The organism is Pikeienuella piscinae, assembly GCF_011044155.1.
In the GTDB taxonomy this organism is placed as follows: Bacteria; Pseudomonadota; Alphaproteobacteria; order Rhodobacterales; family Rhodobacteraceae; genus Pikeienuella; species Pikeienuella piscinae.
Map to the genome: position 1 here is coordinate 1265988 of NZ_CP049056.1, position 19974 is coordinate 1285961.

Below are 19974 nucleotides of genomic sequence, written 5' to 3' on the forward strand. Positions count from 1 at the left end.
CGACTTCAGATCCGGCGCCATTCCGTCCCCCCCAGTTTCTGCTGCGCGAACCGCGCCAGGATCAGCGTCAGCATGTAGATCATCAGGTAGCAGATCGCCGTGGTCACATAGCTTTCTGTCGCCACGACAGTTTCCGAGAACATCCTGACGCCCGCGCCCATCAGCTCGAAGACGGCGATGATGCTGAAAAGCGACGTGTCCTTGATCAGGATCGCCGTCTGCCCGATCAGCGGCGGCGTCACGTTGGCGAGCGCCTGCGGCAGGACGACGTGAAAGAGGGTCTGCGGACGGCTGAAGCCGACCGAATACGCCCCCTCGGCCTGACCGGCGGGAACCGAGAGAATGCCGGCGCGGATGATCTCCGCCATATAGGGGGTCGAATGGATGGTCAGCGCGATCAGCGCAGTCTGGGTCTCATCGAAGAAATTCCCGAAGGGCAGAAGCGCGGGCAGCCCATAATACACGAGATAGATCTGGATCAGCAGCGGCGTCGCCCGGATCGCTTGGATATACCCGGCCGCAAGCCGCCAGATCAGCGGATTCGGCGACATCCGCATCAGGGCGACGAAGACGCCAAAAAAGATCGAGGCGACGAGACAGACCGCCGACATCCAGAGCGTCGCGAACATGCCTTCCGCGAAGATGTCGAGATATTGCCCGACAACACGGTAATTGAAGTGCTGCAAGAGCGAGGACATTCAGCGCCTTTCAGCAGCGAAGGACGAGACTGGATGAAGGCGGCGGGATGCGGCGGACCTTCGCCCCGGAAGGGGCGAAGGCGGTAAAACGATCACTTGTGATCCTTCTCCCAATCGAGGCTTTCCCACCAGTAGGCGAGCCGCTCCTGCAAACGCCCGTCATACCGGATCAGACCGATGTAATTGTTGAGCGTGAACAGAAGATGGAGCGAATCCGGTCGGACAGCGAAGCCCAGCGGCTCCTGCGCCAGCACGCCGTCGAGCATCATGAATTCACTGTCGCCGGCGGTATACTGCGCGAGGCTCGCCTTGTCGGTGACGCCGCCATCGGCGCGCCCGGCGGCCACCGCCTGCGTCGTCTGCGCGGTGCCCCCTGCGTATTCCTTCAGCTCCGCCTTAGAGATGTGCTTGCGCGCCGCGTCGGCGTAGGTCGACGCCTGCGTCGCAGCGACCGTCATGCCGTCGGCGTTCAGGTCCTGCCATTTCGTGAAGCCCTTGCTCTTCAGCGCAAAGGCGACGTTCTCGGCGAAAAAGACCGGGTCAGTGAACACCACCTGCATGGAGCGCTTGGCCGTCGGCGTCATGTCGGCGGCGATCAGGTCGACCTTGCCCGATTTCAGCGCCGGGATCAGGCCCTTCCAGTCATAGTCCTGGATGACCAGTTCCACGCCCATGTCCTCGGCCATCATCTTCATGATGTCGATGACGAGGCCGGTGCGTTCGCCTTTGCTGTCGACGAAGCTGACCGGCGGACCCTGCGTCTGCACCGCAACGGTGATCTTGCCTTCGGTCGCGATCTTATCCATCGTCGTTTGCTGGGCGCTCGCGGCGGATGCGCCCACCGCCAGAAGCGCCGCCGCCGCGATGGCGCCGCCAGTCAGTTTTCCGAGTATCTTCATGCCGGTATCCTCTCTGATGTCGGTTTAGTCATAGTATCTGGCTAAGGAACTTGATCGTTCTCTCGTTCTTGGGGGCGTCGAAGAACACCTGGGGGTTCGCCTCCTCCTGGATCTCTCCCTGATCCATGAAGATCACCCGGTCGGCCGCCTCGCGGGCGAAGCCCATTTCATGGGTGACGACGACCATGGTCATGCCTTCGGTCGCCAGCTCCTGCATGAGTTGCAGCACGCCGCTCACGGTTTCAGGGTCGAGCGCCGACGTCGCCTCGTCGAAAAGCATGACCTTGGGATGCATCGCCAGCGACCGCGCGATGGCGACGCGCTGCTGCTGGCCGCCGGAGAGCTGGCTGGGATAGGAATCGGCCTTGTCGGGAATACCCACCCGCGCCAGCAGATCGCGCCCGATCGCCGTCGCCTCGGCCCGATTTCGCTTCAGCGAAACCGTCTGGCACATGACGATGTTCTCCAGCGCCGTCTTGTGGCTGAACAGGTTGAAATGCTGAAACACCATGCCGATCGAGGTGCGAAGCTTGTTCATGTCCGTCGCCTTGGCGCCGACTTCGACGCCGTCCACGACGATGCGCCCGCTGGAGATGGTTTCAAGGCCGTTGATCGTGCGCAGGAGCGTGCTCTTGCCCGACCCGCTCGGCCCCACGATCACCAGCACCTCGCCCGGCGCCACGACGCAGGACACGTCGTTCAGGGCCTTGATTTCACCGAACTGCTTGGAAACATTCTCAATTCGAATTATCGGATCGGTCAATCGTCAGGTTCCTGTCGGCTTTGCGCCACCCCCGAAGGGTCGTTGCGATCGCCGTTAATGGATACCCCCCCGCCCTTGAGCGCAATAGCCTGGTTCGAGATAATCGATATTCGTCGCCTTGCTGTCGGGCGCGACGCCGCGGTATCCGAAAGATTCGTCGTTCAGTCCCCTCGGCCCGCCCGACTACGGCGGATGCTTTGAATCGCCGGATAAATGCGCTCGAACAGAGCGGTGTCGAGCCGGTCGATCGGCGCGAATCGCGTTTTCAGACGGCGGCGGTGATGGAGCGCCCAACCGAGAGCGCTGCTTTCTGACGCGATGAACGACGCGCTCCCGAAGAGATGCCGCGCCATCCGCGCCTGCATCTCCACCGAGAGGCCGAAGCGCCGGATCTTCTGCTTTTGCTCTATCCAGGGCTGGTCGATCTCATCGCCCCGTTCACCGATGAACTGCACCAGTTCCACCAGATAGCCGAGATCCATAATCCCGCTATACATGCAGCGATTGTGGATCATGTCATGCGCAAGATTGATCGCGACATGGGCGGACGCATCGGGAATGCGGACCACGCTGTTCGCGAGTCGCGCTTCTCTGGCGCGCGACATGAGATCGTCCATCGTCACCACGAGGGCGACCCGCCGTGGGAGGCGTATGTGCAGGTCGAGCACGCCAACGGCGTCGCATCGCACATAGTTCCCGACCGAATGGCCCCCTTCTTCGACCCGTTCGGCATCGTAGCCAAGATCGCTGAGCGCCCTGTCGACCGGCGCCGCTTCAGCCTTGCCGATCAGAAGATCCACGTCACGTACAATTCGCGGAAATTCCTCGACCCGGTCGCTTTGCAAAAGCGCGGCCATTCCCTTGATCGCCAGCGGAATGACGCCGACGTCGTTCATCGCGGACGCCGCCTCGTCAAGTTGCGCCAGGAGCCTTCGGCTTCGTTCGTGGTTGGCCGCCGCCTGACTGCCGAGATATTCCACCGCTTCCGGATCGACCTGGTCGAGGCGCCCGGACTTCAGAATCTGGTGGTAGAGATGCGGGCCGAGAAGATGGGCGTTCGCCGTAGCGATGACTTCGTCCCAGTCGCTCCGGTTCAATACGTCGCCTTGGAGGCACTCCGCGAGCTTCTCCAGTCGCGAGCGCCTCACCCCCCTGCGATTCATCACATCCAAGGGGTTCGAGGATCAGCAGGATCCGAGCCTCGGCGCGCTTCACTCCAGGCCGCTCCGATCGTCGCGACCGCATCGTCGATATCCGAATATCGCAATCTGAAGCATGTCGCGGCGTCGACACAGGCGATCAACGCGTCGAACGACTCGAGCGACAGACGCTCATCACTCGACCAGCCCCCGTCGAGCGCCACCGCCAGAGCCTGCTCGACCGGAATGTCGTCTAGTCTGGCCTCCCCGACCTCTGCGCGCTCGAGCCGGACGATCAATCTGGCGCGCCGCGGCTCGGGCGCGCCTGCACCCTGCGGCGTCAGGTATCTGACGGACTGTCCATCCGACCTCTCATAAGTTTCCAGCCGCGCGAGTTCGGGATAACGCCCGGACAGCAACGACCAGGACTCCGACTTCACCGTGATGGGGAACTGTAGCGCCAGCACCCCGCCATCAGACTGCAAGAGCGCGATATCGTCCCCATCGAGATTGAAACCGGAAACCCCGAGCGCCGCCGCAAGCGTGGACTTTCCGGCCCCCGGGGGCCCGAACAGCAGCAATGCGTCGCCATCCTGGGACAGCGTCGCGGCATGCAGCGCGGTGCGATCCGATCGCTCCAGCGCAATTCCGGTCAGGAGTTCCTTCAACGCCGCGCCAGCCCGCCGCCATTCCACCCAGTCGGCCGCCCCGCCGCATTCACTGCCACAGATCCCGCCGGCGCTTTCGAGCGCCAGAAGATGCGCCGCGCTCGGACTCGGCGACGTCGTCAGGTGGCCGAAGCTCTCGCGAAACACGGCCTCGGCGCGCGGTCCTCCGAAGCCGATCAGAACGATGACATCGCCCAGCTTGAGATGTGCATGCGCGGTGAGCGTCGCGGGCCCGTCCTCCGCGCCCAGAAACGTGACGACGCCGCTCTCAAGTAGGCCGGACAGAATCTCCTTCCCGTCCAGCCCGGCGTCGCGCGCCAGCCGCGAGAACTCCGCCTGCGTCACGCCGGCCTGCACATGCGCCCAGATGGCGGCGACGAAATCATTCGTCAGAAACACCAGCTGATCGGCTGCGGAGAAGAGAACCGGCTTGCCCTTGACCCGCGTCAACCGCACACCGTGCGCGGCGACGAGAAGCGCATATCCGGATTGCGGGGTCATTCGATCCAAACCGCCATACCGCCAGCATGCGCGTTCATGTCCGCCCGGTCCAGCATGGACGAAAGTCGGAACAGGCTTCCGCCGGATACGGCGCTGCGATCATCCTCCCGCGCATGGTGAAGGATCGCGTCGGTCCATGACCCCTAATCCGGGTGATTTAGGAACATTGATGCGTGACAATCAACGCGCCGACCCGCGCGCATGTCCCACCAGGACAGCTTACAGCGCCTATCCGATCCGCCGACGGAGCGCTCGTGTCACCACCAGCGGCCGCCGCCATGGCCCCAGCCACCGCCGCGACCGCCGCCGCGACCACCGCCGCGACCACCGCCGTTTCCATGACCGCCGCCGTGGCCGCCATTGCCCCAGCCGCCGCCGTTGCCATGGCCGCCGCCGTTGCCATGGCCACCACCGGACCTGGTGATCGCCTTCGAGTCGAGAGACGTGGACAAGAGGATCGCAACTGCGGGAGGCGTCGCAGCGGCGAATTTCCCCCCCGCCTTCAGGAACGCCCGACGATCGACAAGTTTGCCGCTTCGAACGGACTGCTCTTCGCCATTTGTCATCGGAATCCCCACTATTTTGCAATTAGCTAAATTTTTACCCGTTCGGATCATATCAGAGCCATTTCGAAAAACAAGACCTGGAACGCGCGGAACAGCCGGATGAGCCGCGTTTCGTCGGTTCGCCCGAAACTGCGTCTCTTCCGCACCTTTTCATGACTCCCGACCGAGCGGTCGGGAGAGGAGCCCGGCCATCTCCGCGTCGATGCCGCTGCGGCCCGCCGCGAGCCGGGCGACCGCTTCGATGATCGGCGCCTCGACACCAAGTCGCGCGGCCAACGCCGCCGCCGCGCCGGCGGTCGCCACGCCCTCTCGCGTCACACCGGGTTCGGGCGCCTCGCCGCGCCCAAGCGTCAGACCGAATGCGAAGTTGCGCGACTTCTCGCTTGCGGTCGTCAACGCAAGGTCGCCAAGCCCGGAAAGCCCCGCCAGCGTCTCCGCCCGCCCCCCCTTCGCCAGCGCGATCCGTGTCATTTCGGCAAAGCCCCTGGTCATCAGCGCGGCGCGGGCGCTTTCGCCGAGACCGCGCCCGATGGCGGCGCCGCAGGCGATGGCGACGACGTTCTTCAGCGCGCCGCCAATCTCGGCGCCGATGATATCGTCGGAAAGATAGGGCCGTAGCGTGGGGCCCGCGAGACGCAGCTGCGCGGCGCGGCCCGCCGCCTCATCGTTTGTCGCGAGCGTCACCGCTGTCGGGAGGCCGGCGATAAGATCGACGGCGAAAGCCGGCCCGGTCAGCGCCATCAATTGCCGGCCCGGGGTGAGCGCAGCGGCGATCTCGGACTGAAGAAGGCTCGATCCCGCCTCCAGCCCCTTGGCGGCGAGGATCAGCGGCGCGCCTTGCGGCAGACGCGGCGCCCAGACGCCGAGCGCGGCCCGCGTCGCCTGCGCCGGGACCGCGATGATGACGAGACCGGCGCCGACGAGACCCGCGGCCGCGTCGGTCTCCACCCCTTCGGCCGGGCGTCGGCCGATCAGCCGCACCGGGCCGGTCTTACCGGCGACTGCCGCCAGCGCGCGCCCGAACGCGCCGGCGCCGAGAATGGCGACGATTTGGTCGTCTCTAGACACGGGGGCCCTTTCGCCCGCCGCCCAGCATCGGCGGCGCGGACTCATCCAGCGGCCAGCGCGGCCGCGCCGTTATCTCGCCGCCGCGCTCGCCCAGCGCCCAGCGCTCCGCCGCCGCCCAGGCGATCATCGCGCCGTTGTCGGTGCAAAGCGCAAGCGGCGGCGCGTGAAACGAAAAGCCCGTCTCGGCCGCCGCCGCCTCCAGCGCGCCGCGGATGGCGCGGTTCGCGGCGACGCCGCCCGCCACCGCGAGCCGGCGCGCGCCCACGGGGTGGGCGCCGCCCGACGCCAGATTCACCATCGCCGCGCGCGTTTTCGCCGCCAGAAGATCCCGCGCCGCGGCCTGAAAGGAGGCGCAAAGATCGGCGCGATCCGCGACCGTGATGCCGCCCGCAACGGCGACGAGATCGTCGCGCGCGCGGAGCACCGCAGTCTTCAGCCCGGAAAACGACATGTCGAATCCGGTCCGTTCGATCAGCGGCCGGGGAAAGGCGAAGCGCGTCTCGTCGCCGCTCAAGGCCTCACGCTCCACCTCCGGTCCGCCCGGATAGCCGAGACCGAGTAGCTTCGCGATCTTGTCGAAGGCTTCCCCCGGCGCGTCGTCGATCGACCCGCCGAGGCGCTTATACCGGCAGGGCGCCGCAACCTCGATGAGTTGGCAGTGTCCGCCGGAAACGAGCAGGAGAAGATAGGGCGCGCCGATCCCGTCGGTCAGCCGCGGCGTCAGCGCGTGACCCTCCAGGTGATTGACCCCGATCAGCGGCAACCCGGCCCCGAAGGCGATCCCCTTCGCGCACATCACACCGGAAAGGACGCCGCCGATCAGACCCGGCCCCGCCGTCACGCCGACAAGATCGACGCCGCCAAGCCCGCATCCCGCCTCAGCCAACGCCGCCTCGACCGCGAGGTCGAGCCGCTCGGCATGGGCGCGGGCGGCGATCTCCGGCACCACGCCGCCGAAACCGGCGTGCAGCCCCTCCTGCCCGATCACCACGCTGGAGAGAATCTCGCCCGGCCCGCGCGCGCCGCCGGACCCGATCCGCACGCGCACGAGCGCCGCCGCAGTGTCGTCGCAGCTCGATTCGATGCCGAGAACCGTGATCTCTTCCATGCGCCGCCCGATCCGATGAGAGCGCGGCGGCGCCTCCGATTGCGCGCCGCCGGGCCACGGGGTAGAGGGTTTTGCATGGCGACGCAAACCATCTCCTCCCGCCCGCCCTCCCCTGGCGCGCCGCTTCGAATCGGCACGCGCGGCTCGCCCCTCGCGATGGCTCAGGCGCGCGAGGTCCAGCGCCGCCTGATGGCGGCGCATAACCTGCCTGAGGCGGCCTTCGCCCTCACCGCGATCCGCACCACCGGCGACGCCGTGCAGGACCGGCCGCTTTCCGAGATCGGCGGCAAGGGGCTCTTCACAAAGGAGCTGGAGCAGGCGCTTTTCGACGGGCGCATCGACATCGCCGTCCATTCGATGAAGGACGTGGCGACGGTGCTTCCGGACGGGCTGTCGATGATCGCGCATCTGCCGCGCGCCGATTCGCGCGACGCGTTCATCTCCGCGCGCTATGCGACATTCGACGATCTGCCCGAGGGCGCGACCGTCGGCACCTCCTCGCTCCGGCGCCGGGCGCAGGCGCTGGCGCGCCGCCCGGACCTGAAGATCATCGAATTTCGCGGGAATGTGCAGACCAGGATGCGGAAACTGGAGGAGGGCGTCGCAACCGCGACATTCCTTGCGGTCGCCGGGTTGAAGCGGCTCGGAAGCGCCGTCGAAGGCGTCCCGATTCCGACAGATGTGATGCTGCCCGCCGTCGCGCAGGGCGCGATCGGGGTGGAGACGCGGGCCGATGACGAGGGCGCGATCCGCCTTGTCGCGCCCCTCGACGACGCCGAGACGACGCTGCTTCTGACCGCCGAGCGCGCGTTTCTTCGCGCCCTCGACGGGTCCTGCCGGACGCCGCTCGCCGGGCTGGCGGAACTGACCGGCGACAAGCTCCGCTTTCGCGGTGAGATCCTGCGACCCGATGGCGCCCACCGGCACGCGACGGCGCGCGAGGGCGCGCCGGAGGAGGCCGAGGCGATGGGGCTCGACGCCGCGGCGGAGTTGCGCGCCGCCGGCGGGCCCGGCTTTTTCGACGCCTGAGCGCAGGCGAAGATGCCCCTCGTCCTGCTCACCCGCCCGCGCCGGCAATCCGACGCCTTCGCCGCCGAAATCGCCGCGGATGGCTGGGACGCGCTGATCTGGCCGGTGATGGAGATCGTTCATCTGCTCCCGGCGCCGCCGGATCTCTCGGATGCGGACGCGCTGATCTTCACGTCCGCGCGCGCCCTCGAGGCGCTTCTCCAGCATGGTCCTCCGCCGGCCCTTCCCGCCTATTGCGTCGGCCCGGCGACGGCGGATGCGGCGCGGCGCGCGGGGTTTGACGAGGTGATCGAAGGCGGCGGCGACGCGGTGCGGCTTCTTGCAGTGTTGAAAGCCGCCGGACTGAGCCGTCCGGCGCATGTGCGCGGCCGCGACATCGCCATGGATATCAGCGCGGCGCTTCGCGACACCGGCGCCGACGCGCGCGACATCGTCGCCTATGAGGCACGCCCCGCCGGCCCGCCCGGCGCCCGGGTCGACGCCGCGATGCGGGCGGGACGGATTGACGCGGTGGCCTTCTTTTCACCGCGAACCGCCGCACTTTTCGCGAAAGCCGCCCCATACGCCTGGCGTCCGCGCCTTGCGACGATCGAGGCGGCGGCGATCAGCGCGGCGGCGGCGGCGGCGCTCGCGCCGGTCGGCTTCGCGAATATCAGCGTCGCCGAGCGGCCTGACGGCGCCGCCATGCGCGCCTTGCTGCGACGCAGCGCGGCTTGACCCGCGCCCCGTCCTGTGGAGGCTAGGCGCGAGGGATCGGATTGACAGATCGAGAGCGACCGGGAGCGACGCGAATGGCGGACCAGGACGAGCCGAAACCTGCACGGGACAGGCTCGAAGCCGCAAGGGCGGCGAAGGCCGCCGCGAGCGATGCGGAGATTGCGCCCGACGAAGCAACCCCCGCGCCCAACAACGCGGCCCCTGTGGCAGAGGACGCGCCCCCGGAGCCCGCGTCGGACGCCGCGCCCGAGCCTCTATCGGACGACGGTGTGGATGACGGACGACGGGAGGAGGCGACCCGCGAGCCAGCCCCCGACATCCACCCGGAGGCGGGCGTGGAATCGGAGACGGCCGACGCGCCGGCGGCCGCGTACGCGGCGGCGGCGCAAGAAGACGCCGAGCACCGCTCCTTCGCCGCGATCGCCCTGCAATGGATCCTGATCTTCTTCATCGGCGCGGCGGTCGCACTCTGGGCCGGGCCGAGGATCGCCCCGAATCTGCCCGCATGGGCGGCGCCGGTGGCCGAGTTTCTGACACCCGGCGGGGACCGCTCCGCAGAAGCGGTCGCGGCCCTCAAAGCCGAGACCGAAGCCGAGCTCGCGGCGCTGAGGGAGCAGGTGGCCACCGCCGAAGGCGCGATCGCGCCGCTCGAGGCGCAAATCGACGAGCTCGCCGCCACGACCGAGTCAGCGCTCAAATCCACGCCCGAGCCGGCGGATAGCGCGGCATTGACGGCGATCGGCGATCGTGTCGCCGCGCTGGAGGCCGCAATTGCCGGCGCCGGAACGGACGAAACGCCCGAGAGCGTCGTCGCCCTCGGCGCGGCCGTGGAGAGCCTGAAGGAAGAAATCGCCGCGCTCAAGGAGCGGATCGGCGGGATCGGATCGCTTGCGAAGGCGGATGAACTCGCCGCGCTCGCCGCCCGCGTCGAGGCGTTGGAGAGCGGCGAAGCCGCGACCGCCGGAGCGCGAACCGAGGCCGAACAAATCCGCCGCAACGCCAATCTCGACGCCGCGCTGACACGGATCAGCGAGGCGCTGATCTCCGGCGCCCCCTTCGCGTCAGCGATGAACGATGCGGTCTCTCTCTCCGGCGAAGTCGCGCCGGAGGCGCTCGCCGCGCTCGCCGAGAGCGGCGCGCCGACCGCGCGATCGCTGACACAGTCATTTCCGGCGGCGGCGCGCCAGGGCTACGCCGCCGCGCTCGAGGCGCAGGCCGGCGACGGGTTCGGAGACAAACTGCTCGCGCAGCTTTCCGGGCGCATCGGCGGCAGGCCGGCGGTGGAAACGCCTGGCCCGGGCGTCGGCGCGGTCCTGTCGCGTATCGAGGCGCGGCTGAGCGAGGGCCGCCTGAGCGCGGCGGCGACGGAGGCGGACGCCCTGCCCCCGGCCGCAAAGACGGCGATGGCGGACTGGCTCGATGATCTGAAACGCGCCGCTGGCGCGAAACGGGGCTTTGACGACTGGCGCGCGGCGCTTGGCGCGAATTGAGGGGGCTGACATGATTTTCATGCTGATCCGCACCGCGCTCTGGGGCCTCGCGATCATCGCCGCCGCGCTGGCGCTGGTCTGGATGAAAGATTCGGATGGCGGCGTGACGCTGACCCTCGCGGGACGCGCATACGGCCCTTTCCGACTGCTCGAAACGGTGGCGATCGTTCTCGCGCTGACGTTTATGCTCTGGCTGCTCGTCAAGATTTTCAGTTTCATGGTGGCGCTTGTCCGGTTCGCCTCCGGCGATGAAACCGCGCTCAGCAGGTTCTGGACCCGGGCGCGTGAGCGGCGTGGATTCGACGCGCTGGCCGGCGGCCTGATCGCCATGGCCGAGGGCGATGGCAAGTCGGCGCTGGTGAAGGCCCGCAAGGCCGAAAGGCTGCTGGACCGGCCGGCGCTCACCAGGCTGCTCGTCGCCCAATCGGCGGATGCGGCAGGCGATTCTGCGGTCGCGAAGGACTATTACAAGCGCCTCGCCGGCGAACAGCGCACCGCCTATGTCGGGGTCAAGGGTTTGCTCGAGCAGGCGCTCCGCGACGGTGACAAGGCGCGGGCGCTGAAACTCGCGGCTTACGCGTTCGAGTTGAAGGCGCGCGAACCCGAACTTCTGGCCACGCTTTTCGATCTTCAGTGCGAGGCCGGCGAGTGGGAGGGCGCGCGCCGCACGCTGGAGGCGACGACGAAAACCGGCGCGATCACCAAGGACGTAGCCGAACGCCGCGCCGCGGTGCTGCTGGTCGCCGAAGCGCGCGCGGCGGAGGCGCGCGGCGAAACGGCGAAGTCACGCGAACTGATCGCCCGCGCGCGTCGGAAAGCGCCGACGCTGATCTCCGCCTCGATCACGCTCGCCGAGCAGCAGAAGGCCGATAACGCCCTCCGAAAGGCGGAAAAAACGCTGCGCGAGGCCTGGCGCGCCGAGCCTCATCCCGACGTCGCAGCCGCCTACGCCGCGCTGCACCCGGATGAGAGTGCGGCGGCGCGGCGCAAGAGATTCCGCGAGCTGACCAAACTTCACCCGGACAACCCGGAAACCCGGATGCTGAGCGCCGAGCTCGCGCTCGCCGATGGCGATCCGCACGCCGCCCGCGCGGCGATCGGCGATCTGGCGGATACCCATCCGACGGCCCGCGCCCTCGCGCTGATGGCGGCGATCGAACGCGCCGACGGGGGCGGCGAACCTCTAGTGCGCGGCTGGCTCGCGCGCGCCGTCGCGGCGCCCCGCGCGCCGCAATGGACCTGCGCCAATTGCGGAGCGCGCCATGGCGAATGGGCGCCGGTCTGCCGGAGGTGCGACGCCTTCGACACGCTCGCCTGGACCGAAGGCGAGGCTGAAGCGACCGAGGCCGAGGCGAGCGCCGCGCTGCTTCCGATCATCGCTGAAGACGGCCCGGAGAGCGAATACGCAAAGGAAGAGACGGACGGCCCTGACGGCGCTAAGGATAACGGGGCGACGAACGCGGCCGACCCGGCCCTGAAGACGGATACGAAGAGAGCCGTCGGCGCCGCCGAGGCCGAGCCCTCCGTCGCGGCGGCGCAGGATACGAAAGCCTGAGCGCGGCGCCCGCCACGGGGCGCGGCCGGCCAGCGACGCCGATGACGCTGCTGGCGGCGTTTCCATGACCGCGGCGGCCCGCGCCCTCTCGGCTCATCGCCGCTGTCGCATCACGCGCCAGAAGCGCCGACGTACACGCGCGCGACACCTGCGTCAGGGCGCGGTCGCGACCGCCGCGACGGGCGCCCCGGCGACGGCGAGCGGCCGATGATCGTTGGCGTTCAGCGTGACCCGCAATTCAGCCCGCGGCGGCAGCTCGGCGATATGCGTCCAGGAGCCGTAGAGCCGGGAGACCTTCCGGCCGTTGACATAAAGATGCGCGTGTCCCTCACCCGCAACCGGCGCCGCTCCGGCCTTTTCAGGCGCGAAGCGGAAATTCCCGGTGACGAGGTGGAGATTCCACCCCGAAACAGGGTCGCGCGCCAGTTCCAGCGCGACGGTCGGCGCCGAGGGACCGGCGGAAATGTCGAGCGCGGAGTCATCCTCGTGCGCCATTTGCGCCATCGCGGCGTGGCCACCCGGCGCGCTATGATCATGGCCGTCAAGCGTCACGCCGAACCCGGCCGCAGTGACGAAACCAACGCCGCCGCCCAGGACCAGGCCGATGACGAGAAGCGCGAGACGATCCATGATTCGGGTCATGCTCCCGGCGGCGGGATCAGGCTTGCGCCGCCGCGCCCGCCCGCGCCGCCTCACGTCGCCAGAAGAAGCCTGCGAACCCGCCAAGCATCACCCATGCGGCCATGCCGACGCCGAAGGCGCGCGCCGCAAAGGCCGCGCCGATCTCGGGCGGAACCGGTCCGGTGAAGACGTCCGGCTCCGGCGCGCCGACCAGGTGCGGCGCGAGCAATAGCGCGACTGCGGCGCCCCAGGCCGCCCACCCTCGCCCGAAGGCGATCAGCCAGAGCGCGACGGCCGCCGCCACGACCGTCACGCCCCACCAGGCCTGGCGCGCATAGACATCGGCCGCCGCGACGCCCGGAACCTCGGGCGCGAGACTGAAACCGGGCGCGAAATTGACGGAAACGAAACCGGCCAGCCCCCAGAGGAGGCCGGTCCGCGCCGTGATCACCGCCCCCCGCGCCTCGGCCGCGGCCATCAGCGCGACCAGGATGAGCGCGTATCCGGTATAGATCAGCAGGGTGAAGAGGATGCTGAGAGCGTCGCGCCCGAAAACGACGCCTCCGACATCCTGATGCGCGCTGACGGCGCCCGCGCCGAAATGAACGAGGATGCCGGACTCGTAGAGTTCAGCGTGGAGCAGCACCGGCTGCACGAAAACGAGTTGCAGGAGCGCTGCGAGCACCCCCGCGGCGGCGCCCGCGAACACGGCGCTGACGACGATCCGCGCGAAAGCGGCCATCGTCAGTGGCAGGGAAAGCCGGTGGAATGACGCGCGTCATGCGCCGCGTCGTGCAAGGTCTGCGCCTGGATCAGCCCGGCCGCGAAGACGATCGCGAGACCGATGAATCCGGCGACCAGCGCCGGGATCAGGACCGAGTCGGCGTCGCTTGCGGTGGCGGTCTTCGTCACTGTCGTCATGCCGTCTCCTCACCGTCTCATCCGACGCGCCTTCGCGCGACGGATGGTCTGTCGTCAGGGGCCGGGCGGCGTCACGAGCGCGATCCGGTTCACCACGAGGCCGCGCCAAGGGTAACGCCAGCGCCCGCTGGCTGGCAATGCCGAAAGGGCGCCCGGCGCGAAGGCGGGGGCCGCCACGCGAACGATCAGGTGAGACCGCGCGTCGCCTCCCCCGCCTTTCGGCCCTCGAACACGCGCCCCAGCATATGCGGCTCGCGCATCAGGTCGCGGAGCGTGTGACGATCGAGAACCGCGAGAAAGGCGTCGGTCGCTTCTGCGAGCACCCCGCGCAGACCGCAGACGCCGGAGATGACGCAGGTGTCCCGCCTCTGGTCGAAGCACTCCACGATCCTGAGGTTTTCCTCGGTCTTGCGAACCACCTCGCCGAGATTGATCTGCCGCGGCGGCATGGCGAGACGCATTCCCCCCGCACGCCCCCGGACCGATTCGACATAGCCGTGGCGACCAAGATCGACGGCGATCTTCATCAGATGGTTGCGCGATATCCCATAATCGTCGGCCACTTCCTGAATCGTGACGAGCCGGTCGGGCGAGAGCGCGAGACGCATCATCAAACGCAGGGCGTAATCGGTGTAGACGCTGAGCTGCATCGCGGCCCACCTCCTGAAACTAACATTTCATATGCATATTTGTATGGCGGCGATATCGCAATCCAGCGCTCCGCCGGGCTTCGGCCGCAACCGGAGATCGGGCCGCGCCAAGGCCCAACGCAAGGTGCGAACGAGACATTGATTCATGCCGCCGACGGGCGTAGAAAAGATGCACTACGAATACTTCTTTTAGGGGTGACGATGACCCAACCTGCAAAACCATCGAGCGCACCGGCATGGGATCGACGGACGGAGATCACCGAAGCAATGATCGAGCGGCTGATTCGTCGATTCTACGATACGGTCCGGCGCGACCCCGAGCTGGGGCCGATCTTCGATAAGGCCATCGGCGACGACTGGGAGCCACATCTGCGAAAGATGTTCGACTTCTGGTCGTCGGTGATGCTCACGACAGGCCGCTACAAGGGACAGCCGGTCCCGGTCCATCAGCGGATCGATTCGCTCCGGCCGGAGCTTTTCGAGGTCTGGCTCATGCATTTTCGCCAAACTGCGGAGGAGGTCTGTCCGCCCGACGCGGCGCGGCTCTTCATAGAACGAGCCGAACGGATCGCGCGGAGCCTGACGATGACGCTGTTCTTTCGGCTCGACGGGTTCAGGACCACGGCGCCGCGAGAGTATGCGCAATGACCTTCGTCGTCACTGACAACTGCATCAAATGCAAATACACCGATTGCGTGGAGGTCTGCCCGGTCGACTGCTTCTACGAAGGCGAGAACATGCTTGTCATCCACCCGGACGAATGCATCGACTGCGGCGTGTGCGAGCCGGAATGCCCGGCCGACGCGATCCGCCCCGACACAGCGCCGGGGCTGGAGAAATGGCTGGAGGTGAACGCGAAGTTCGCCCCGCTCTGGCCCAACATCACGATGAAGAAGGATCCGCCCGCCGATGCCGAGGAGTGGGACGGCGTGGCGGACAAATACGCCGGGCATTTCAGCCCCGAACCCGGAGCCGGTGATGAGTGAAGGCGGCGCCGGAACACTCCGGCGGGGGCCGGACCTCGACGCATTCCTCTCCGCCGGTTTCCGTCCCTTCTACCTCGTCGGATCGCTCTTCGCGGCGCTGTCGATCCTGCTTTGGGTCGCCGCACTCGCGGGGGGCCTGGTGCTTGACCCGGCGGGCGTCGACGCCCGCGACTGGCACGCGCACGAGTTGCTCTTCGGTTTCGCGCCGGCCATTCTCACCGGATTCCTCTTCACCGCGGTCAGGGAATGGACCGGGCGCACGGTGGCGGAGGGTTGGCCGCTTCTCGCGCTTCTTCTGCTCTGGACCGCCGGGCGCGTCGCCATGGGGTTCTGTCCGGCTTCCGCCGCGGCGTTCGTGGATGCTCTCTTTCTGCCGGCCGTGGCGATCGCGATCGTCCGGCCAATCCACCTGAGCGGGAACCGGCGCAATTTCGTTATCGTCGCCGCGGTGCTCGCGCTTGGGGCGTGCAATCTCTGCTTCCATCTCGACCGGCTCGGGGTTTTTCTTGCCTCCGATCCCGATCAGCCGTTCCAGCTCGCCATCGACCTCTTCCTAATCCTGATCACGATCATCGGCGGGCGCGTCATCCCGCTCTTTCACGACCGGGCCGCGCAGACGGGTGGAAGAAGCCGGCGATGGCGCGTCGTCGAGGCGGTCTCCATCGGCGGGCTGATCGCGCTCACGCTCGCCGATCTCATTGCGCCTTCGGGCGTCAGGTGGGGGGGCGCGGCGGCCCTTCTCTGCACGGCCGTCGCAGCGGCGCAAGCGCTCAGATGGATCGGCTGGCGCCCGCAACGCGGATGGCGCGAGCCGCTTCTCTGGTGCATGTCGCTGGGTTATTTCTGGATGCCCGTGGGCCTCGCCTTCCGCGCGCTGGCTTTCATTGACGCGGCGCCCGTGGTCGCGGCCACGCACATTTTCACCGTTGGCGCGATGAGTGGGATGATGATGGCGATCATGACCCGGAGCGCGCGCGGCCATACCGGACGGGCGCTGGCGGCTGACGCCGCCGACAGCGCCATGTATCTGCTGATCTGGTTCGGCGCACTGGCGCGAGCGCTCACCGCGCTTTCGCTCGCGCCGATGATCGGCGGCTACGTCGTCTCGGCGCTTTGCTGGGGCGGCGCGTTCGGGCTTTTCGCGCTGCGCTACGGCCCGATGCTGATCGCGCCGCGGCCGGATGCGGGAGCGAAATGAACACCTGCGTCCCGGCCTAGTCCTCCACGTCCGCTCTGCGGGCGTGATCGACCAGCGAGGCGAGCATCGGATCTATCACGCGATGGTCGCGGTCCCTCTGATACGCGAGCCAGGCCGACAAGGTGAAGCCCGGCGCATGCGGCGGGCGATAGAGGGTTCCCGCCGCGATCAGCGCCGCGACCTGCCGATGCGGGAAATAGCCTGAGCCGCCATTGGCGAGCAGATAGGCGAGCCCGAGCCAGCCGATATTGACCGTCAGCGCCGGGCCGCCGAGAGCCGGATGCATGGCGCCATGCTGGGTGTAGAATTCCGGCCCCCAATCGACATGAATATAGCCCGTATCGAGCGGCGGCGCGCCCGCCGCGCTCACCAACACCAGATGTTCGTCCAGAAGATGCGTCAATTCCAGATTCGGTCGGCGCTGCGGCGTGTACATCACGCCGATATCAATGCGCCCGTCGATCAGGCCCTGCATCAGTTCCGCCTCCAATCCGATCTCGGCGCGGACCGACACATCCGTCATCCTCCGGCGCAAATCGCCGAGCCAGTCGAGCATCAGCCCGTCCCAGAGCCCGATGCGCGCGCCCACGGTCACGCTGGCGCGGATCCCCTCCGCGAGCCCGACATCGTGGTGAGCTTGCTCCACCGTCCGGACGAGAAGCGCCGCATGTTTCTGGAAACGCCGCCCGGCGTCAGTGAGCGACGCGCCCGCCCGATTGCGGATGAAGAGCGAAGCGCCGAGTTGCTCCTCCAATGTCCGCATCCGGGCGCTGACGGTCGACTGGGTGATATGGAGCCGCTCCGCGGCGGCGATGAAACTGCCCGTGGCGGCGATGGTCAGAAAAGTGCGGGCGAGTTCCGTGTCCATCTTCGCCCGCATTTTAATATCGAAATATCCGAATTCAAGAACTTACAAAATTCGTTATTCCGATGCCCGTCGGCTTGCTATCCTTCCAGCAGCCATTCGGTTCCGGATCAGCGTCCCGCCGCCGGAAGCCCGAGACTAGGAGGTGATCATGCGCCGCAAAACATCCCTTGTCGAACTCGTGACCAAGCTCATCCGGAGCGCCGTTCCGTCCGGCGCGGCGAATGTCCACTCCTCGATCACCCCGGCGCACAGTCCGCATGACGCCCATGCCCGGCTCCGGTCGCTGGGCGCGCGCGTCAGCGCGCTCCTTGGCGACGAGGCGCGGGCGCCCGAACTGGCGCCGATTCGAATCGAGAGGGAACGCGGCAATCGATGAGCAGCGACGACTACAGCGGATTCGCCTCTTCGCCCTGCTTCGCTCACGAACTGGTTGAGACCGAGAGCGGATACGCCGTCGCGGACCCCGTGGCGGCGCGCGACGTCGCGCGCTGGCGGAAGGCCGAGCGCGAACGCCTGATCGCGGAGCGCCGGCGCGAGCCGGTCGAGGCGCGCAACCGCACCGCAGAAGCGATCGCGGCTCAACTGGACCAGTTGATCGCCCCCGGGCCGGGCGTCGCCATCAGCCTCTACTGGCCGTTTCGCGGCGAGTTGGACCTTCGCGGCTGGATGCGTTCCGTGACTGAAACCGGCGCGCGCGCGGCGTTGCCGATCGTTACGGCGAAGGGGCGGCCGCTGATCTTCCGGCAATGGACGCCATATACGAGAATGGCGCGCGGAGTCTGGAACATTCCGGTACCCGACGATGAGCCTGAGTTGACGCCGGACGTCGTAATCGCGCCGCTGGTCGGATTCGACTCCGAATGCTACCGCCTCGGCTATGGTGGCGGATACTTCGACCGCACGCTCGCTTCCCTGCCTGGCAAGCCGATGGTGATCGGCGTCGGCCAGGCCTTCGCAGCCCTGCCGACAATTTATCCTCAATGGCATGACATTCCGATGGACCTGATCGTGACTGGCGAGGACACCATCCGCAGGACAATTTCCACGTGAGCGATCTGCGGGTCAAGCGCGCCTACCGGGCTGCCCGAAGGTCCGACGGTCAACGGGTTCTGATCGATCGGCTCTGGCCGCGCGGCATGGCGAAGCATCGTCTCCGGCTCGATCTCTGGGCGCGCGACCTCGCCCCAAGTCCGGATCTGCGCGCGTGGTTCGGTCACGACCCCGAAAAATGGGCGGAATTCCGGAAACGCTACGCCGAAGAACTCGATGAGAAGACCGAGGCGCTGGCGGCGCTTCGCGCGCGGATGAAAGAGGGACCGGTGACGCTGGTCTACGCCGCCAAGGATGAAGAGCACAACAACGCCGTCGCGCTGGCGGCCTATCTGAGGGAGAGGGAATGAAGCCCGCCGCACCGCTCCATACCCCGATCTGCGATCTTCTCGGCTGCCGGTTTCCGATCCTTCAGGCCGGGATGGGCGGGGTCGCGCGGTCCGAACTCGCGGCGGCGGTCTCCGCGGCCGGCGGCTTCGGCTGTCTCGGCATGGTTCGTGAGCCGCCTGCGCTGATCGCGCGCGAGATCGCGGCCGTCCGTGAGCGGACCGACGCGCCCTTCGGGGTCAATCTCATCCCCGCCGCCACCGACTCCGCGCTTTTCGACGAGGAACTCGCCGTCTGTATCGAGGCGCGGGTCGGGACGATGGTTTTCTTCTGGGACGTGGCGCCGGACGCGGTCGCGAAGGCGAAGGCGGCCGGGCTTCGCGTTCTCTACCAAGTCGGCTCACTCGACGACGCCCAGGCGGCCGCGGCGGCCGGCGTCGACGCGGTGATTGCGCAGGGGGTGGAGGCCGGAGGCCATGTGAAAGGCGGCGTCTCCTCTCTCGTCCTCCTGCCGCAAGTCGCGCGCGCGCTCGCAATTCCGGTCATCGGCTCTGGCGGGTTCGCGTCGGGCGCCAGCCTCGTCGCGGCGCTCGCCCTCGGCGCGGCGGGCGTCCATTGCGGCACCGCATTTTTGGCGAGCGAGGAATCGTTCGCGCATGAGATCCACAAGCGCCGCCTACTCGACGCGCGCTCGGACGGGACCGTCCACACCGACGCGTTCAGCATCAACTGGCCGCCGGATTCACCCGTCCGGGTGCTTTCGAACGCGCTGACGAACACGCTCGGCGCGCAGACATTCGGTCATGGCGGCGCACGTGTGGAAAGGCGCGCCGTCGCCGAGGAGGAAGGCCGGCCGATCTATCTCTGGAGCACCGACTCGCCGCTGCGCTCGATGACCGGCGATCTCGATCAGCTGGCGCTCTTCGCGGGACAGGTCGCCGGCGAGATCGACCGGATTCGTCCGGCCGGCGAGATTGTCGCGGATATCGCGCGCGAAGCATCGGCAGTCGTCACGGATATCGCCGGACGGGAGGAGAAGCGCTCAGCCGCGACGAAGCCGGCCAGGTCAAGCGCGCCGGAGAGCATTCGGTTGCGGGAACCATCGCGATGAAGCGGCAATTTCAGGCTCGGGGCGTTTCCGCCCGATCAAGG

General features: G+C 67.7%; 24 protein-coding genes. 11 read left to right on the top strand and 13 right to left on the bottom strand.

Annotation, left to right across the window (positions count from 1 at the left end; translation table 11 throughout):
- Positions 1 to 5: 5 nt before the first annotated feature.
- The 8 genes from G5B40_RS06125 to tsaD form a co-directional block, all read right to left on the bottom strand.
- Positions 6 to 698 carry an amino acid ABC transporter permease gene (locus G5B40_RS06125; protein ID WP_165096351.1) on the bottom strand — a complete coding sequence of 231 codons (693 nt, stop codon included), beginning with the start codon at positions 696 to 698 and terminating at the stop codon, positions 6 to 8.
- Between the two features lie 92 nt (positions 699 to 790).
- Entirely contained in the window at positions 791 to 1597 is an 807-nt protein-coding gene (locus G5B40_RS06130) for a substrate-binding periplasmic protein (protein WP_165096353.1), read from the bottom strand.
- 28 nt (positions 1598 to 1625) lie between these two features.
- Positions 1626 to 2360: an amino acid ABC transporter ATP-binding protein gene (locus G5B40_RS06135; RefSeq protein WP_425500076.1), complete on the bottom strand. Its 735-nt coding sequence runs from the start codon at positions 2358 to 2360 to the stop codon at positions 1626 to 1628.
- 161 nt (positions 2361 to 2521) lie between these two features.
- Positions 2522 to 3457 carry a nucleotidyltransferase family protein gene (locus G5B40_RS06140; protein ID WP_165096356.1) on the bottom strand — a complete coding sequence of 312 codons (936 nt, stop codon included), beginning with the start codon at positions 3455 to 3457 and terminating at the stop codon, positions 2522 to 2524.
- Between the two features lie 65 nt (positions 3458 to 3522).
- Positions 3523 to 4668, bottom strand: coding sequence for a hypothetical protein (locus G5B40_RS06145; RefSeq protein WP_165096358.1), 1146 nt, complete (start codon positions 4666 to 4668; stop codon positions 3523 to 3525).
- A gap of 257 nt (positions 4669 to 4925) precedes the next feature.
- Positions 4926 to 5285 carry a hypothetical protein gene (locus G5B40_RS20885; protein ID WP_179961574.1) on the bottom strand — a complete coding sequence of 120 codons (360 nt, stop codon included), beginning with the start codon at positions 5283 to 5285 and terminating at the stop codon, positions 4926 to 4928.
- Positions 5286 to 5384: 99 nt separating this feature from the next.
- Positions 5385 to 6284 carry an NAD(P)H-dependent glycerol-3-phosphate dehydrogenase gene (locus tag G5B40_RS06155; RefSeq protein WP_425500086.1) on the bottom strand — a complete coding sequence of 300 codons (900 nt, stop codon included), beginning with the start codon at positions 6282 to 6284 and terminating at the stop codon, positions 5385 to 5387.
- 10 nt (positions 6285 to 6294) lie between these two features.
- The gene (gene tsaD / locus G5B40_RS06160) at positions 6295 to 7410 is read right to left on the bottom strand and encodes a tRNA (adenosine(37)-N6)-threonylcarbamoyltransferase complex transferase subunit TsaD (protein ID WP_165096363.1); all 1116 of its coding nucleotides are present in this window, start codon (positions 7408 to 7410) and stop codon (positions 6295 to 6297) included.
- Between the two features lie 75 nt (positions 7411 to 7485).
- On the opposite strand from tsaD, the gene hemC reads away from it, so the two are divergent.
- From hemC to G5B40_RS06180, 4 genes are all read left to right on the top strand, one after another.
- On the top strand, positions 7486 to 8439 hold the full coding sequence (gene hemC / locus G5B40_RS06165; RefSeq protein ID WP_179961602.1) for a hydroxymethylbilane synthase: 954 nt from the start codon (positions 7486 to 7488) through the stop codon (positions 8437 to 8439).
- 12 nt (positions 8440 to 8451) lie between these two features.
- Positions 8452 to 9156 (top strand): uroporphyrinogen-III synthase, encoded by a 705-nt coding sequence (locus tag G5B40_RS06170; protein ID WP_165096366.1) that lies wholly within the window; start codon positions 8452 to 8454, stop codon positions 9154 to 9156.
- A gap of 74 nt (positions 9157 to 9230) precedes the next feature.
- Positions 9231 to 10646 (top strand): COG4223 family protein, encoded by a 1416-nt coding sequence (locus G5B40_RS06175; RefSeq protein WP_165096368.1) that lies wholly within the window; start codon positions 9231 to 9233, stop codon positions 10644 to 10646.
- 10 nt (positions 10647 to 10656) lie between these two features.
- The gene (locus tag G5B40_RS06180; protein WP_165096371.1) at positions 10657 to 12201 is read left to right on the top strand and encodes a heme biosynthesis protein HemY; all 1545 of its coding nucleotides are present in this window, start codon (positions 10657 to 10659) and stop codon (positions 12199 to 12201) included.
- 153 nt (positions 12202 to 12354) lie between these two features.
- Here G5B40_RS06180 and G5B40_RS06185 read toward each other — a convergent pair whose 3' ends face one another.
- The 4 genes from G5B40_RS06185 to G5B40_RS06200 form a co-directional block, all read right to left on the bottom strand.
- On the bottom strand, positions 12355 to 12831 hold the full coding sequence (locus G5B40_RS06185) for a hypothetical protein (RefSeq protein ID WP_165096373.1): 477 nt from the start codon (positions 12829 to 12831) through the stop codon (positions 12355 to 12357).
- 28 nt (positions 12832 to 12859) lie between these two features.
- Entirely contained in the window at positions 12860 to 13564 is a 705-nt protein-coding gene (locus G5B40_RS06190) for a CbtA family protein (protein ID WP_165096376.1), read from the bottom strand.
- A 2-nt stretch (positions 13565 to 13566) separates the two neighbouring features.
- Positions 13567 to 13743, bottom strand: coding sequence for a CbtB domain-containing protein (locus G5B40_RS06195; RefSeq protein WP_165096380.1), 177 nt, complete (start codon positions 13741 to 13743; stop codon positions 13567 to 13569).
- Positions 13744 to 13928: 185 nt separating this feature from the next.
- Complete coding sequence (locus G5B40_RS06200; protein WP_165096383.1) at positions 13929 to 14393, bottom strand: RrF2 family transcriptional regulator; 465 nt, start codon at positions 14391 to 14393, stop codon at positions 13929 to 13931.
- A 201-nt stretch (positions 14394 to 14594) separates the two neighbouring features.
- On the opposite strand from G5B40_RS06200, the gene G5B40_RS06205 reads away from it, so the two are divergent.
- The 3 genes from G5B40_RS06205 to G5B40_RS06215 are packed head-to-tail and all read left to right on the top strand — an operon-like array spanning position 14595 to position 16577.
- Positions 14595 to 15041 (top strand): group III truncated hemoglobin, encoded by a 447-nt coding sequence (locus G5B40_RS06205; RefSeq protein WP_211907425.1) that lies wholly within the window; start codon positions 14595 to 14597, stop codon positions 15039 to 15041.
- Positions 15038 to 15379, top strand: coding sequence for a ferredoxin FdxA (gene fdxA, locus G5B40_RS06210; RefSeq protein WP_165096386.1), 342 nt, complete (start codon positions 15038 to 15040; stop codon positions 15377 to 15379). Before G5B40_RS06205 ends, fdxA begins: the two co-directional genes overlap by 4 nt.
- Positions 15372 to 16577 (top strand): NnrS family protein, encoded by a 1206-nt coding sequence (locus tag G5B40_RS06215; protein WP_165096388.1) that lies wholly within the window; start codon positions 15372 to 15374, stop codon positions 16575 to 16577. Before fdxA ends, G5B40_RS06215 begins: the two co-directional genes overlap by 8 nt.
- A gap of 16 nt (positions 16578 to 16593) precedes the next feature.
- On the opposite strand, the gene G5B40_RS06220 is transcribed toward G5B40_RS06215, so the two are convergent.
- Positions 16594 to 17445, bottom strand: coding sequence for a LysR family transcriptional regulator (locus G5B40_RS06220; protein ID WP_165096391.1), 852 nt, complete (start codon positions 17443 to 17445; stop codon positions 16594 to 16596).
- Positions 17446 to 17593: 148 nt separating this feature from the next.
- Between G5B40_RS06220 and G5B40_RS06225 the strand changes: the two genes are divergently transcribed.
- From G5B40_RS06225 to G5B40_RS06240, 4 genes are read left to right on the top strand one after another with little or no spacing between them, the layout of a single operon-like run.
- Positions 17594 to 17821 carry a hypothetical protein gene (locus tag G5B40_RS06225; RefSeq protein ID WP_165096394.1) on the top strand — a complete coding sequence of 76 codons (228 nt, stop codon included), beginning with the start codon at positions 17594 to 17596 and terminating at the stop codon, positions 17819 to 17821.
- Complete coding sequence (locus tag G5B40_RS06230) at positions 17818 to 18495, top strand: 5-formyltetrahydrofolate cyclo-ligase (protein ID WP_165096398.1); 678 nt, start codon at positions 17818 to 17820, stop codon at positions 18493 to 18495. Before G5B40_RS06225 ends, G5B40_RS06230 begins: the two co-directional genes overlap by 4 nt.
- Positions 18492 to 18845: a DUF488 domain-containing protein gene (locus G5B40_RS06235; RefSeq protein ID WP_165096401.1), complete on the top strand. Its 354-nt coding sequence runs from the start codon at positions 18492 to 18494 to the stop codon at positions 18843 to 18845. Before G5B40_RS06230 ends, G5B40_RS06235 begins: the two co-directional genes overlap by 4 nt.
- Complete coding sequence (locus tag G5B40_RS06240; RefSeq protein ID WP_165096404.1) at positions 18842 to 19933, top strand: NAD(P)H-dependent flavin oxidoreductase; 1092 nt, start codon at positions 18842 to 18844, stop codon at positions 19931 to 19933. Before G5B40_RS06235 ends, G5B40_RS06240 begins: the two co-directional genes overlap by 4 nt.
- Positions 19934 to 19974: the final 41 nt, after the last annotated feature.

Bases quoted from the DNA above. Each gene is read 5' to 3' on its own strand.
- fdxA (WP_165096386.1), top strand. From the start codon at position 15,038: ATGACCTTCGTCGTCACTGACAACTGCATCAAATGCAAATACACCGAT.
- G5B40_RS06185 (WP_165096373.1), bottom strand. From the start codon at position 12,831: ATGGATCGTCTCGCGCTTCTCGTCATCGGCCTGGTCCTGGGCGGCGGC.
- G5B40_RS06205 (WP_211907425.1), top strand. From the start codon at position 14,595: ATGACCCAACCTGCAAAACCATCGAGCGCACCGGCATGGGATCGACGG.
- G5B40_RS06175 (WP_165096368.1), top strand. From the start codon at position 9,231: ATGGCGGACCAGGACGAGCCGAAACCTGCACGGGACAGGCTCGAAGCC.
- G5B40_RS06170 (WP_165096366.1), top strand. From the start codon at position 8,452: ATGCCCCTCGTCCTGCTCACCCGCCCGCGCCGGCAATCCGACGCCTTC.
- G5B40_RS06200 (WP_165096383.1), bottom strand. From the start codon at position 14,393: ATGCAGCTCAGCGTCTACACCGATTACGCCCTGCGTTTGATGATGCGT.
- G5B40_RS06125 (WP_165096351.1), bottom strand. From the start codon at position 698: ATGTCCTCGCTCTTGCAGCACTTCAATTACCGTGTTGTCGGGCAATAT.
- G5B40_RS06225 (WP_165096394.1), top strand. From the start codon at position 17,594: ATGCGCCGCAAAACATCCCTTGTCGAACTCGTGACCAAGCTCATCCGG.
- G5B40_RS06145 (WP_165096358.1), bottom strand. From the start codon at position 4,668: ATGACCCCGCAATCCGGATATGCGCTTCTCGTCGCCGCGCACGGTGTG.
- G5B40_RS06240 (WP_165096404.1), top strand. From the start codon at position 18,842: ATGAAGCCCGCCGCACCGCTCCATACCCCGATCTGCGATCTTCTCGGC.
- G5B40_RS06215 (WP_165096388.1), top strand. From the start codon at position 15,372: ATGAGTGAAGGCGGCGCCGGAACACTCCGGCGGGGGCCGGACCTCGAC.
- G5B40_RS06130 (WP_165096353.1), bottom strand. From the start codon at position 1,597: ATGAAGATACTCGGAAAACTGACTGGCGGCGCCATCGCGGCGGCGGCG.
- G5B40_RS06190 (WP_165096376.1), bottom strand. From the start codon at position 13,564: ATGGCCGCTTTCGCGCGGATCGTCGTCAGCGCCGTGTTCGCGGGCGCC.
- G5B40_RS06230 (WP_165096398.1), top strand. From the start codon at position 17,818: ATGAGCAGCGACGACTACAGCGGATTCGCCTCTTCGCCCTGCTTCGCT.
- G5B40_RS06220 (WP_165096391.1), bottom strand. From the start codon at position 17,445: ATGGACACGGAACTCGCCCGCACTTTTCTGACCATCGCCGCCACGGGC.
- hemC (WP_179961602.1), top strand. From the start codon at position 7,486: ATGGCGACGCAAACCATCTCCTCCCGCCCGCCCTCCCCTGGCGCGCCG.
- G5B40_RS06195 (WP_165096380.1), bottom strand. From the start codon at position 13,743: ATGACGACAGTGACGAAGACCGCCACCGCAAGCGACGCCGACTCGGTC.
- tsaD (WP_165096363.1), bottom strand. From the start codon at position 7,410: ATGGAAGAGATCACGGTTCTCGGCATCGAATCGAGCTGCGACGACACT.
- G5B40_RS06180 (WP_165096371.1), top strand. From the start codon at position 10,657: ATGATTTTCATGCTGATCCGCACCGCGCTCTGGGGCCTCGCGATCATC.
- G5B40_RS20885 (WP_179961574.1), bottom strand. From the start codon at position 5,285: ATGATCCGAACGGGTAAAAATTTAGCTAATTGCAAAATAGTGGGGATT.